Below are 14,482 nucleotides of genomic sequence, written 5' to 3' on the forward strand. Positions count from 1 at the left end.
TAGTTTATAATACGGATTTAAAATCCAAGGGAGCCTACAGTCTACTTCTCTCTACAACTATAAAAAATAGCTGTGAAGAAATCTATCGTCATAGATTTCTTCACAGCTAATCTTAGTATGTTTAACAACTTATTTGTAAAAATCAAAATAATTCATTTGTATTCTTTTGAAGTTATATAAATGACTATTGTACAATGAGGGTTGATTGCGATTTTTTTAAAAATTCAAACATAAAGCAATCTTAGTTTAGTATGTAAAAGGGAGATACAAATGAGAGTTTATACATCGATTATTTTCTGGATGAGCACAATCGCGTGTTTAAGTGTTGTAATGATACATACAATAACAACGACTTTTTATAAATTCGACATGCCTAATGAAGGCTACTTGTTAAGAATTTTTCAATTGTTATTGCTATACGCGACACCAATGTTTGTTTTTATTTCAGAGTTCTTGTTAGCTAAGCAGTATAAAACGAAAGTGAAAGATGGATTCTTTAAGCAAAAGCTACTAACGTTAGGCATTCCATATGTCATCATTAATTTAGGACTTGCGTATGTGTATGGACATCCTAAGAATTTTGAGGATTATATGGATTCTGTTGTATTTATGATGTTCCATGGTGGGACATTAACTTATTTTATTGTAATTATTTTTCAGTTCTATTTACTACATATAATATTTGCTAAACATTTGGTCAAACTTAATCCAATCAAATTAGTTATCTACTCATTAATAATTACCACTTTATTCTGGGCTATGAGAAACTTCATACCCGCACCAGAATCAATTTATTTTAATTGGTTGTGGCAAAGAGAAGGCTGGATGATATTTATTGGATGGTTGAGTTACTTCCTATTAGGTTTCTATATGGGTTATCATTATGAGAAACTAATGAACCATATTCAAAAATACACAATCCATATTGTGAGCGGAACGATAATTGTTACCATTTTTGTGGTTTGCAATTATCTATTTGGAATTTTAACTTTAGTCGACTCTAAACGTTTTGATACACCTATTTATGTGACACTGGTTATTTTATTATTCTTTTTAATTGCATCTTATTTCAAATACGTTCCAAGATTTATTATTTTCATTAGTAATTATTCATTTTCAATTTATTTAATTCATTACTTCTTTGTGCATAGATTAGGAGCGCTACACGATCATCCGTTGTTAAACATCCTATTTACGTTTACATTAACTGTGACATTCTCAATATGTATCGCTTATGTAATGAATTTAAGTAAATTTGGTAAGTATATTGTTGGCGGTATAGGGAAAATGAAGTATGAAACGTATTATCAAAGTTATAAACAAAATTTAGTGGATTAAAAGGTGGGAGAAGCATGGCTAAATTAGTTTCAATTATTGTATCTGTTTACAATAAGGAGCAGTTTTTAGAAAAGTGCATAGAGTCTTTAATTGATTTAAAGATGGACAAGAATAATATTGAAGCGATATTTGTAGATGATTGTTCAACTGATGAGTCGGTTAACATTATCAAGCATTATGAAAAGGACTATGACTTTATAAAATTAATTCAATTACCTGAAAATACAGGTAGTCCTTCTGAACCAAGAAACATTGGAATGAGACAGGCACAAGGTAAATATATTACGTTACTTGATGCGGATGATTGGTTAGATAAGGAAGGGTTCCCTCAAGTAATTGAGAAAGTGAATGCAGATGATGCCGACCTTGGTTTTGGACAAAGTTATAAACATAAGTCTAAAAACGTGAAGTATCATGCTAAGTTTACTTCTTATAAAGAAGCATCACATTTAAAACCACAAGATATTAGTAAGATTTTTAGAGCAGTAGGACCACCAGGAAAGGTATTTAAACGAAGTCTAGTCATGGATAATCATATTGAATTTGAACATATGAAATATGGCGAGGATAAGTTGTTTTTCTTTCAACTATTTGGAAAAGTGGACGATATCACAATGTCCACAATACCTATGTATCACGTAAATCGTTACGATGAAAACAAATCGCTAGTTCAGCAAACATCTATGTTAGAAAAAGCAAACTCAAATTTAGAAGTTCTGGATAGAACCTGTGATATGGATATGTCTTCAGAATTAAAGCATATGGCTTTAGCTAGAATAGTTGAAGTAGACTTTATTTCGAGATTCCTTCGTACGAAGACATTTATTAAATCTGCAGATAAAGAGAAATTTTATGCAGTAATTGAAAAGGTTGAACAAAAAATAAAAGAGCAAGGTATTGATATCAATACATTGATTACGAATCCAGTATTCAAGCAAATCTACACGTTATATCATCATGCAGATGAATCAGTATTTGTTAATTTTACAAAGGATGTCGTTAATGACCAATGGCGCTATATTATTCAAGATGGCATTGTCTTTAGAGATTTCGTTCATCAATATGACATGATTAAACCTACTGTTGTTGATTGCTACCCAGTTTACGAAGGTACGCAAATGATGGGAGAAAACAAATACGAAGTCATTCGTGTCATGAAACCAGACGATATAAGCATTCAATCAGTGAGTCTCATTGAAATCAACAATGCAGCGAATGAATATGAAGTGACGTATAAATATAGTGACGATAGAATTTATGTTCCACATGAGGAATTTGAAAAGTTAAATAAAGATATCAATATTAATTTTAATGTGAATTATGGTGAGTCAGGACGCTCATTGGTGTATGCTTCATACCCAAGTTTCAACGATGTATTTAAAATGAAACGCCAAAATTTCAAAGTTGAATTTGTGCATAAAAAGAATGAGAATAAAACACAGCAAATAACAAACCGTAAAAGTGAATATTTCACGAGAATAACGAATCCGATGATGACACTGAAAAAAATTAAAATATACAAAGATGTATCATTTAAAGAAGAAGTAGGTAGTCTAGAAGCGGGTACTAGAGTTGAAGCGTCAGATATTCAATATACATCGAAAGGCACACCTCGTCTGATATTAAAGAATGGTAGTATAATCACAGCGAATAAGGATTTTATAACCTTAATCAACACATCAGGATTAAACAAGTATATTACTGAGGTGCCTAAGAAAGTTAAAGTTATAAAAGCGTGTAAACTCTATGATTCACGTGAGTTTAAAGACAATACAGTACGTAAACTTAAAAAAGGTGATGTATTACCTATCAGAGACATCATTTATACGACTAACTCAACACCACGCTTAGTAACACAAGAAGGTTTATTCCTAACAGCAAATAAAGATTTTATTGAGATAATTAAGTAATGAAACTAAAGAAGCCAGTAAATGAAGTTGTTAAAACTCATTTACTGGCCATTTTAATAGGAGGATGATTTCCATGGACTTACTACATGAATGACTACATTCTATTCCATGCTGCCATGGATTGTTTTAATATTATGCTTCATCATTTTATAATATGAATCTCCTTTCGATCCTTTTTCTCCAATTGAATCTGTAAATACTTCTCCGTAAATACTTTTACCTGTTTCCTCAGATAGGCTATTCATAGATTTTTTATCAACACTTGTTTCAACTAATAAATGTTTGATGTGATTGTCTTTAACAAACTTGATAGCTTGTTTCATTTGTGATGGTGTACCTTGTTTTTCAGTATTAATCTCCCAAATATACCCTGGTTTAATATCGAAGGCTTTTGAGAAGTATTTGAAAGCACCCTCACTTGTAATCATGGCACGTTCTTGTTTCGGAATATCATTGAATTTATCTTTACTGTCTTTATTTAACTTTTCAAGTTGAGCAAGATAAGCATCACCTTGTTTGTGATAATCAGCTTTATGTGATGAATCTGCTTTAACGAGTTGTTCTTGAATATTCTTAACATATTGAATACCATTATCCAGACTTAACCACGCATGTGGATCAATCTTATCTTTATTACCAGTTTCCCCGTTTAAATAAATTGGCTTAACTCCTTTAGACACCGCGAAGACTGACTTGTCATCAGTAGATTTACCCGCTTGTTCTAAAGCCTTCTCAAACCAACCGTTACCAGATTCTAAATTGAAACCATTGTAGAAGATAACATCTGCGTCAGTAAGTTGTTTAATATCTTTCGGTTTAACTTCATATTCATGCGGGTCTTGTCCGACAGGCACAATGCTATGAACGTCAACCTTGTCTCCACCAACCTGTTTAACCATGTCATAAATAATAGAATTAGTTGTTACGACCTTTAATTTGTCATGACCTTTAGAGTGTTGATCACTTGAATTTGAACCACAAGCTGCGAGTACTAAGATTAATGCGATAAGTAATGGAATAAATTTTTTCATGTTGTTTGTACACCTCTATACTTTGTTTTTATTTTTGAAAAGAGAAGAGTCAAGATATAAATACTAAATGTTGCAATAACAATCGTTGCACCACTCGGTAGATTGTAAATAAAGCTAAAGTATAATCCTATGATAGAGCTTACTATGCCTATTAAACTTGCTACGATCATCATTGAATATAGATTCTTTGTGATTAAAAAGGCAGTCGACGCCGATGTAACAAGTAATGCAACGACTAAGATAATGCCGACAGTTTGAATACTCGCGACGGTTACTAAGGCGAGTAACAGCATTACAAAATAATGAATCATTGTTGTATTCAATCCGCTCACACGACTGAATGTCGCATCAAAAGTTGAAATCATTAATGGACGATAAAGTATGACAATGAGTAGTATCACAATGACGCCAATAATGATGGTTGTCCAAAATGTTTTTCGGGTAATAGCGAGTAAATTTCCAAATAAAATATGATGCAAATCCGTCGTACTATTAATAAGACTAATAATGATGACACCCGTTGCGAGAAACGCAGTGAAACTAATACCAATAGCTGCATCAGGTTTCGTTTTACTATTATTTGAAATGTAGCCAATTAATAAACTTGCGATCATGCCAGTGACTAATGCGCCGATGAACATTGGAATATTGAATAAGAATGACAACGCCACACCAGGTAAAACAGCATGACTCATCGCATCTCCCATCAACGACAATCCACGGAGGATAATCAAACTTCCTACAGTTCCACACACAATACCTACGACAATAGATGTAATTAAAGCTCGATTTAAAAATTGATAATCGAATAAATGTTGAATGAAATCAGTCATTAGATATGTCACTCCCTTCTTTAAGAGTAGAAGTCACATTAAATAGAAATGTCCGGTTTAAATATTGTGGCTGCATCCCTTGATGACTAGGACCGAAAAATCTAACTGTATGATTAAGTAAAAGAATTCGATCAAAATATTGTTCAGCTTTCGACAAATCATGATGCACAATGAGAATAAGTTTGCCCTGGTTTTTTAAATGTTGAAGCTTTTCCATAATGAGTTGTTCACTATTAAAGTCAATGCCCACAAATGGTTCGTCCAATAGATAGACGGTACTATCAGACATCAAAGCTCGTGCCACAAGTACACGTTGCAGCTGCCCACCACTAAGCTCAGAAATTTGTTTGTATTGTAATGATTCCAAGTCTAAGTCTCTTAATAATTTATGAAACTTCATTTTTGACGCGTGATCGACGCGTCTGAACCAGCCGATGGTTTGGTAACAACCAGACAAGATGACTTTTTCAACATTGATTGGAAAGTCCAAATCTAATTGTGCTTTTTGAGGAATATATGTAATATATTGCAATTGTTTATGTATGGATTTGCCATATAAATTCATCTCGCCACTCGCGTTAAACGATCCAATTAAACTTTTTAATAAAGAGGATTTACCAGCACCGTTAGGCCCCATAATACCAATAATTTCTCCAGAAATTGGAATCTTTAAAGTAATATCTTTAAGCACATGTTTATGATTTAAATGCAAATTCATGTTGCTAATGTCTATCAATCAATTACCTCCTAAATAAAAGTTTAGGTTAACCTAATTTATTTTATAATAAACACCGAAAACAGTTTGTGTCAAGTCGAGATAGTCAATAAAAATGTGGTAATAGTATAAATTTGTTTCCGAAAGTAAGGTCTAAAGTGGGCGTTAATTATTGATATTGCTGTATTTAATGAAACGTGGCTCGATTGACAATTAAATAATTAAATGTAAAATATAAAACGTAATTATTACGATTTATAAAAAGAAAGGTATGATTTTATGGGCAAGATACCTGTAACGGTATTGAGTGGTTACCTTGGATCAGGTAAAACAACATTACTTAACCACATTTTAAATAATCGGGAAGGTCGTCGAATTGCGGTTATTGTTAATGATATGAGCGAGGTCAATATTGATAAAGACTTAGTTGCAGATGGGGGTGGACTATCAAGAACGGATGAAAAACTAGTAGAACTGTCAAATGGTTGTATTTGCTGTACGTTAAGGGACGATTTATTACAAGAAGTTGAGCGCTTAGTAGAAAAGGGAAATATTGATTATATCGTGATTGAATCTACAGGTATATCTGAACCGGTACCTGTTGCTCAAACATTCTCTTATATTGACGAAGCATTAGGTATCGATTTAACGTCAATCTGTAAACTCGATACGATGGTAACTGTTGTGGATGCTAATCGATTTATTAACGACATTAATTCCGAAGATTTACTTGTGGATCGTGATCAAGGTGCAGATCAAACAGATGAGCGCTCAATTGCGGATTTACTTATTGATCAAGTGGAATTCTGTGATGTTTTAGTGCTAAATAAGACAGATTTAGTAACCGAAGCAGAATTAACAAAATTAGAAAATATCTTAAGAAAGTTACAACCAGATGCACATCTAATTAAAACAACAAATGCCGAAGTTGATATTAACGACGTATTAGATACAGGTCGCTTTGACTTTGAACAAGCGAGTAACTCTGCAGGATGGATAAAAGAATTAACTGAAGGTGGTCACGCGGAACATACACCTGAAACAGAAGAGTATGGGATCGGTTCTTTCGTTTATTCAAGACGATTACCGTTTCACGCGAAACGTTTCAACGATTGGTTAGAACAAATGCCTAATAATATTGTTCGTGCTAAAGGTATCGTCTGGTTGGCACAATATAATCAAGTTGCATGTCTACTATCACAAGCAGGTTCATCTTGTAATATTAGTCCGGTAACCTATTGGGTGGCTGCGATGTCCAAAGAACAACGAGAACAAATTTTAAATCAGCGACCTGATGTTGCGCAAAGTTGGGACATAGAATATGGTGACAGAAATACACAATTTGTGATTATAGGTACTGAATTAGATCAAGAAAAAATTGTGAAAGAATTAGACCAGTGCTTAGTCAATGGTGATGAAATTGATAGCGATTGGAAACAATTAGAAGATCCATATCATTGGCAAATTCGAAAAGCTTAAACTCACGACATAGTAAAGCAATAATTTTTTAAAAGTAAGACTTAAGATGGCTTTAACACCTTGCACATTGCGTTAAAGTAAGTTAACGCTCTGTGGCGAGGTGTCTTTTTTATGAAAGAACAACTCAAATGGTTGATGATTTAAATTTATTGAATATTTTGAACAAATCGACACTAAATTTATGTATAATAGCTAGTAAACATATAATAGGAGAGATATGACACATGATGAAACAAAAACTTTCAATCAAAGAAAATATATTTATTGGTTCGATGTTGTTTGGCTTATTCTTTGGTGCAGGAAATTTAATCTTTCCTATTCATCTTGGACAAACAGCAGGTTCAAATGTTTGGCTTGCGAATTTAGGTTTTCTAATTACAGCCATTGGACTACCTTTTCTAGGTATAGTAGCGATTGGTATCTCTAAAACAAATGGCGTCTTCGATATTTCATCTCGAGTGAGTAAAGGCTATGCGTACGCATTTACGATTGCCTTATATTTGGTCATTGGACCATTCTTTGCTTTACCAAGGCTTGCAACAACATCGTATGAAATTGCATTTTCACCATTTATTTCGGCAGGTACTGGAAAAGTTGTATTACCGATATTTAGTATTTTATTCTTTCTTATAGCATGGTTTTTCTCAAGAAAGCCATCTAAAATTTTAGATTACATAGGTAAATTCTTAAATCCAGTATTTTTAGTATTACTAGGTATCGTAGTTGTCTTAGCATTTATTAAACCAATGGGCGGTATTAGTCATGCCCCAGTAAGTGCAAATTATAGTGATAGTGTCTTATTGAAAGGGTTTATAGACGGTTATAATACGCTAGATGCACTTGCATCACTCGCTTTCGGTATTATCATTGTGACAACAATTAAGAAATTAGGTATTACTAATCCAAATGGGATCGCTAAAGAAACTTTCAAGTCAGGTTTTATAAGTATCGTAGGAATGGGCATTATTTATACGTTACTCGCTTTAATGGGTACAATGAGTTTAGGTCATTTTAAAGTGAGTGAAAATGGTGGTATCGCACTGGCTCAAATTGCGCAGCACTATCTTGGAGATTACGGTATTATCATTTTATCTCTAATTATTATTGTCGCATGTTTGAAGACGGCAATTGGTTTAATTACTGCATTTTCAGAGACATTTACAGAACTATTCCCGAAAATGAATTACCTTTGGTTAGCAACAGGTGTAGCATTACTCGCTTGTATCTTCGCTAATGTCGGGTTAACTAAAATTATTATGTATTCAACGCCAGTATTGATGTTTATCTATCCGCTAGCGATTACACTGATTTTATTAACGCTTGTCAGTCCATTATTTAATCATTCGACAATTGTTTATAAATTTACAACGTTCTTTACAATGTTTGCAGCGTTCTTTGATGGTGTAAACGCAAGCCCAGAATTCTTTGCAAAGACATCATTTGCACAAGCATTAATAAGTTTCGCTGAACGTTATTTACCGTTCTTCACAATTGGAATGGGTTGGATTGTTCCGGCAATCATAGGATTTGTAATAGGACTTATCGTTTATTTAATTCGTTCTCGTAGACAAACTCAAACACAATAAATATTAAATAATAACATGTAAGCCTGGGACATAAATCAATGTCTCAGGCTAAAAATATATATTGGCAGTCGTTGACTGAATTAAAATGCACTTGTAACAAGCATCTTTTTAATTCTAGTCAACCTTCCCCATAGCTTATTTTTTTGCATTCAATCATAACTTTTAAAATTCTTATTGTGTAATTGTACATAGTGTAGTACTATTTAAAACGTAATTATTACGATTTAAAACGAGCGAGGAGAATTAGATGACTAAGAGTTATGATGTTTGGTGGCAAAAAGGCCAAGAATCAGATGATGATATGGCGCGTGACCATCAAGAAGCTTGGGAGAGAACTATAGAAATGCTTGATACATCGGATATCAAAGGGAAGACAATTTTAGATGTGGGATGTAATCAAGGTGGCTTTTTAAGAAAATTATATGACACAACGCCATTTAAAGAAGGTGTCGGCATCGATTTAGCACGTTTATCTTTAGAAAAGGCAGAAACTTTAAAAGGCGAACGTCCACTTACATATTATTTAACCGATAAACCACAAGAGACAAATAGAACATTTGATACTGCTGTAAGTACATCTGTCCTGTACTTAATCGAAGACATTCCACAACATGCACAAGATTTAAAAGAAGTGTTGAAACCGGGAGGCGTTTACTATGCTTCATTCGCCGATTTAACCAATAATCCTAGTCGTCAATTTATGGATGACACGATTAATCAATACGGCGCAACACCTTCTCAGAACCATTCTTTAAAACATATCGTTGATAGTTTTGTTGATGCAGGGTTTGAAGTTGCAGTAATGAAAGAACCTGTGCCTGACGTGATTGATTTAACACATTATAGTGATTTTTATCTATCACCAAATGATTATCTACAAACACTTTATGAGGAATCATTTTTAATTAAAGCAAGCGTGAAAGAAGGTATCGGGAAATGAAAAAACGTGTATTAATTACAATGGCAGCAAGCGCAACGCTCTTATTAGCAGGTTGTGGGAATGACCAAAAAGAAGATAAAAATATCACAGTATCGCTACCTACTGAAGCGAAAGCAGATAAACTTGACGCACAAGGTTATGACGCCGCAATGCCAGTCTATAGTGCAATATATGATGCATTAGTTAAATATGATAAAGACAAAGGTGTGAAAGCTGGTTTAGCAGAAAAATGGAATGTTGATGACTCAGGAAAAGTTTATGAATTCCATTTGAAAAAGAACGTTAAATTCTCAGATGGCTCGGCTTTAGATGCTAAAGCAGTGAAATTCTCGATTGAGCGTGCGAAAGCGATGAACAAAGATACGACTGTAGAAACGTTAAAAAAATTGGATAAGGTCGTTGTTAAAAATGATCATGTTGTCCAAATTAGATTGAAGTCACCATCAAATCAAGTGTTGAATGAATTAACACAAGTGAGACCATTACGTATTATGAGTCCACATTCCGTTGAAAATGGTAAAGTAAATGGCAAATTTGAAAAAGCGATTGGAACAGGTGCCTTTGTCGTTGATAAAACTGGCAAAGAAAAAACGACGATGAAGCCAAATAAGTATTTCAACGACAGCCATCCAGTTAACTATAATCTTGCGTTCCAAACAATTGAAGATGGAGATTCAAGAAACTCAGCAGTTCAAAGTGGTTCTGTAGATATTTCTGGTGGCGCTTTAGGAATGCTGTCAGATCAGCAAATTAAGCAAGACAAGAAAAATAAAAACTTAACTGTTGAAGATAAACCAAGTACAGTAAGTCATTTCATGGCATTTAATCCGGATAATGATGTATTAAAACAACGTACAATCCGTGAAGCCATTAGTAAGAGCATCGATACAAAAGATATTGCGGGTAAATCTGTAAATGGTTTATTCCAGAAGAACGTAGAATTTGTAAACAAAGATAATCAACAGGCACATGACTATGATGTAAAAGAGGCTGAGAAATTACTTAAAGAAGAAGGTTATCACAAGAACAGGGACGGCATTTTTGAAAAAGACGGTAAATCATTAACATTTAATTTGGTTATTCAAACTGCAGAATTCTCAAGTTGGAAAGATAAAGCAGAAAAAGTGCAACGTCAACTTAAAAAAGCTGGCATTAAGTTAAATGTGAAAACGTTAGATTCACAATCATACTATGATACGTTATGGACGAAAAAAGATTATGACCTCATCTTCTATAGAACGTATTCAGATGCCTTAATGCCATATAATTTCATGAGTTCAGTATTTAAAAATAATGATGGCAAGTCAGGTGTATTAGCTAATGATAAAACATTGACTCAGCAACTAGATGATTTCCCAACAACTGTATCTAAAAAAGAACAACAGCGTTCATTTGATGAAATATTTAAACACTTTAATCAACAATATTATGGTGTGCCTATTGCTTATCCAAATGAAACCTTTGTCGTTAGTGATAAAGTGAAGCAATTCAAATTCTCTGGACTTACTGATGCTCCTATTGATTATAAAGCGTTGAAAGTTAATGAGTAACAATGCTTAAACGAACAATTAAATTAATACTTTACTTAATCGTGAGTTCGTTTATTATATTCGTTTTAGTCGAGAAGACATCAGGTAATCCAGCGATACTATACTTACAACGTCATGGTTATACGTCGATTACCCAGGAATATATTGAAGCAGCACAACATAAACTTGGTTTGGGCCAGCATTTTTTATTAAGATATATCGATTGGGTTGGACATGCACTTACTGGTAACTTGGGATACAGTTTTAGTACAAATGAGCCAGTAACAACTATGATTATGGAGGCCATCATTCCAACATTAATATTAATCGTTGTTTCAAGTTGTATCATGTTGCCATTTGGTTATATGGTTGGTTATTTTATTGGAACGCGCCCACATACTCGATACGCGAATGGTATTCGTGGATTCGCTCAAGTGATGACTTCTATGCCGGAATATTGGTTAGCCATTTTGTTTATATATTATTTAGGAGTACGTTGGCAGTTGCTACCTTTTGTAGGTAGCGATTCCTGGCAACATTTCGTGCTACCCATCTTCACCATTGTTGTTATAGAAGGATGTCATATCTTATTGATGACATCGCACCTTATTGCGCAAACATTAGATAACGATGCGTATCAACTTGCTCAGTTAAGACATTATTCATTAAAGGCGCGTATCATTGTCCAGATTAAAGAGATATTTGCACCACTCATGACCATTTCAATTAACAGTGTGATTCATTTAATAGGAAAAGTAGTCATACTTGAAGTAATCTTCAGCATGTCTGGTATAGGGAAATTATTAATTAATGCTATCAATCAACGAGATTATCCACTTATTCAAGGCATTGTGGTCTTTATCATCGTCTTAATTATGTTCATTAATTATTTAGGCGACATTATCATTTTAAACAATGAACCTAGACTTCGACGACGACATACCAAACGCCAAGCCCATGAGAAAAGAGGTGTGTCGTGATGAAAAAATATCAAACTTACATCTCCATAAGTACAATATTAAGTGTGATGTTTGTACTAATTGTATATTGCTTTATGCAAGACACACAAAACTTGGACCCACTTCAATCACCTAATAGCCAACATTGGTTAGGCACGGATCAATTAGGCAGAGATTTCTTAGTCAGAATGATTGTAGGTAGCCTAGTCACATTAAGTTTAACTAGCGTGGTAATTCTGTTAAGTGTTTGCATTGGACTGGTCTTTGGGTTAATTGCAGGTATAGAAAGAAAATGGTTAGACCAAATCATCATGTTTATTGCTGATATGCTATTGGCAATTCCTTCGTTTATTATTGCATTAGTCATCTTAAGCTTAGTAAGTAATTCAATGCTAGGTTTGATACTAGCTTTAACGATTGGATGGATAGGCCGTTATTTACGTTATTTCAGAAATTTAACACGAGATATTCAAAAACGTCCCTTTGTCAGTTATGCAAGACTAAGTGGTAACTCAACGTTTAAAACGACAGTGGCGCACGTGATTCCGCATTTACTAAGTAATATATTTGCTTTGGTCACGGCTGACTTTGGCAAAATGATGCTAAGTATATCTGGACTTGCCTTTTTAGGCCTGGGTATTAAACCACCGACGCCTGAGTTAGGAACCATTCTCTTTGACGGGAAAAGTTATTTCAATGGTGCACCTTGGCTCTTCTTCTTCCCTGGTGTACTGTTAGGAGGTTTCGCCTTATTATGTCAAATGATCAACAAAAAAATAACACAATGACGCCTGTAGTTAAAGTCAATCAATTATCCATCTTAGATCATAATCGGTCATTGTTAAACGATGTGAATTTGACAATAACTAAAGGTGCATTTCATTGCATTATAGGTGAGAGTGGTAGTGGGAAGTCATTATTGACGAGAACTATTCTTGGAATGAAGCCATCACAACTAAGCTATCAAGGAGCTATCAGGATTGATTTGAATAAGGCGGATGCCGTTTTTCAAGATGTTCAAAGTAATATGTTTCAAAACGTGACCTTGGCTAAACATTTCCAATATATTTATGAAGCTAACCATTCACAACTATCTAAACAAGATATCAAGAAAGACGTCTTAGATAAAATGCAATTACTCGGTTTAAATCAAGGTGAACAATTACTTAAACGATATCCCTTTGAACTTAGTGGAGGTATGGCACAACGTGTAGCCTTTATAATGTCATTAATTAGACGTCCGGACTACTTATTTTTAGATGAACCGACGAGTGCGCTAGATCAAGAGAATGTTAAAAAGTTTATGCACTATTTGATTAAGGCACAGGAACATTATCAAATGACAATTATCTTTATTACACATGATATTAACTTAGTTAAGGATTATGCCACTCATATTAGTATTATGCAGCAAGGTCAATTGATTGAGAGTGGTGAGGCATCATCCATTTTAGCTAACCCCACACATAGCTATACGAAAAATTTAATTGCTATCGCACATCGGAGACAGGCCTATGCTTAAAATTGAAAGATTAACTAAATACATTAATGGGAAACTTATCTTCAAAGATATATCATGTGCAATTAATGACCAACATTTACTTATAAGTGGTGAAAGTGGCTGTGGTAAGTCTACGTTAGCCAAGATTATCGCCGGATTAGATATGAATTATCAAGGTGACTTATACTTTAATGGCCAATTGCGTAAGTCATATACGGCAAAAGAATGGATGAAACACATCCAATATGTTCCTCAGTATCAACGTGACACATTAAATCAGCGTAAAACCGTATTATCTACGTTATTAGAACCACTTAAGAATTACAAATTTGATAAGCAAAGTTACACATCAAGAATAGAAGCGGTACTTAGACAATGTAAGTTACCACAAAGCATACTCAATCAAAGCATTTCAACGCTAAGTGGTGGGCAATTTCAACGTGTCTGGATAGCGAAGGCACTAATTCTAGAACCAGAGATATTGATATTAGATGAAGCAACGACAAACTTAGATGTGATTAACGAGGAAGAAATACTTCAAATGTTAATCGCATTAAAGCAAACGCAATTAATCATTATTTCACATGATGCGTACGTCTTGAGTCGCTTTAAAGGCGTTCAGTTACAACTCAAACAATTGAATAATTAGAGTCAAACCTCC

13 protein-coding genes are annotated in these 14,482 nt (G+C 33.9%); 10 read left to right on the top strand and 3 right to left on the bottom strand.

What is annotated here, in order from left to right; all coding sequences use genetic code 11:
- Window positions 1-270 precede the first annotated feature (270 nt).
- Window positions 271-1,338 (top strand): acyltransferase family protein, encoded by a 1,068-nt coding sequence (locus SBL15_RS10550; RefSeq protein ID WP_107612263.1) that lies wholly within the window; start codon window positions 271-273, stop codon window positions 1,336-1,338.
- Window positions 1,339-1,352: 14 nt separating this feature from the next.
- Window positions 1,353-3,248 (top strand): DUF5776 domain-containing protein, encoded by a 1,896-nt coding sequence (locus SBL15_RS10555; RefSeq protein WP_107613320.1) that lies wholly within the window; start codon window positions 1,353-1,355, stop codon window positions 3,246-3,248.
- Between the two features lie 101 nt (window positions 3,249-3,349).
- Here SBL15_RS10555 and mntC read toward each other — a convergent pair whose 3' ends face one another.
- Genes mntC through SBL15_RS10570 form a run of 3 tightly spaced genes read right to left on the bottom strand, consistent with a single transcriptional unit; the run spans window position 3,350 to window position 5,848 of the window.
- Window positions 3,350-4,279, bottom strand: a complete 930-nt coding sequence (gene mntC, locus SBL15_RS10560; RefSeq protein ID WP_107612261.1) for a manganese ABC transporter substrate-binding lipoprotein MntC — start codon at window positions 4,277-4,279, stop codon at window positions 3,350-3,352.
- Complete coding sequence (locus SBL15_RS10565) at window positions 4,276-5,112, bottom strand: metal ABC transporter permease (protein WP_317955937.1); 837 nt, start codon at window positions 5,110-5,112, stop codon at window positions 4,276-4,278. Before SBL15_RS10565 ends, mntC begins: the two co-directional genes overlap by 4 nt.
- Complete coding sequence (locus SBL15_RS10570) at window positions 5,105-5,848, bottom strand: metal ABC transporter ATP-binding protein (protein WP_317955939.1); 744 nt, start codon at window positions 5,846-5,848, stop codon at window positions 5,105-5,107. The genes SBL15_RS10565 and SBL15_RS10570 overlap by 8 nt, the downstream gene beginning before the upstream one ends.
- A 258-nt stretch (window positions 5,849-6,106) precedes the next feature.
- Between SBL15_RS10570 and SBL15_RS10575 the strand changes: the two genes are divergently transcribed.
- From SBL15_RS10575 to SBL15_RS10610, 8 genes are all read left to right on the top strand, one after another.
- Window positions 6,107-7,306 carry a GTP-binding protein gene (locus SBL15_RS10575; RefSeq protein WP_107612258.1) on the top strand — a complete coding sequence of 400 codons (1,200 nt, stop codon included), beginning with the start codon at window positions 6,107-6,109 and terminating at the stop codon, window positions 7,304-7,306.
- 224 nt (window positions 7,307-7,530) lie between these two features.
- The gene (brnQ, locus tag SBL15_RS10580; protein WP_160380533.1) at window positions 7,531-8,892 is read left to right on the top strand and encodes a branched-chain amino acid transport system II carrier protein; all 1,362 of its coding nucleotides are present in this window, start codon (window positions 7,531-7,533) and stop codon (window positions 8,890-8,892) included.
- Window positions 8,893-9,139: 247 nt separating this feature from the next.
- Window positions 9,140-9,832: a class I SAM-dependent methyltransferase gene (locus tag SBL15_RS10585; protein WP_011274475.1), complete on the top strand. Its 693-nt coding sequence runs from the start codon at window positions 9,140-9,142 to the stop codon at window positions 9,830-9,832.
- A complete protein-coding gene (locus SBL15_RS10590) occupies window positions 9,829-11,382 on the top strand; it encodes an ABC transporter substrate-binding protein (protein ID WP_317955941.1) in 1,554 nt (517 codons plus the stop codon). Before SBL15_RS10585 ends, SBL15_RS10590 begins: the two co-directional genes overlap by 4 nt.
- Before the next feature lie 2 nt (window positions 11,383-11,384).
- Complete coding sequence (locus SBL15_RS10595; RefSeq protein WP_107613317.1) at window positions 11,385-12,341, top strand: ABC transporter permease; 957 nt, start codon at window positions 11,385-11,387, stop codon at window positions 12,339-12,341.
- Entirely contained in the window at window positions 12,341-13,108 is a 768-nt protein-coding gene (locus SBL15_RS10600) for an ABC transporter permease (protein ID WP_317955944.1), read from the top strand. The genes SBL15_RS10595 and SBL15_RS10600 overlap by 1 nt, the downstream gene beginning before the upstream one ends.
- On the top strand, window positions 13,075-13,842 hold the full coding sequence (locus tag SBL15_RS10605) for an ATP-binding cassette domain-containing protein (protein ID WP_107612254.1): 768 nt from the start codon (window positions 13,075-13,077) through the stop codon (window positions 13,840-13,842). The genes SBL15_RS10600 and SBL15_RS10605 overlap by 34 nt, the downstream gene beginning before the upstream one ends.
- Window positions 13,835-14,470, top strand: coding sequence for an ABC transporter ATP-binding protein (locus tag SBL15_RS10610; protein ID WP_107612253.1), 636 nt, complete (start codon window positions 13,835-13,837; stop codon window positions 14,468-14,470). The genes SBL15_RS10605 and SBL15_RS10610 overlap by 8 nt, the downstream gene beginning before the upstream one ends.
- Window positions 14,471-14,482 lie beyond the last annotated feature (12 nt).

The organism is Staphylococcus sp. NWU MKU2 (genome assembly GCF_033283605.1).
GTDB lineage: Bacteria > Bacillota > Bacilli > Staphylococcales > Staphylococcaceae > Staphylococcus > Staphylococcus haemolyticus.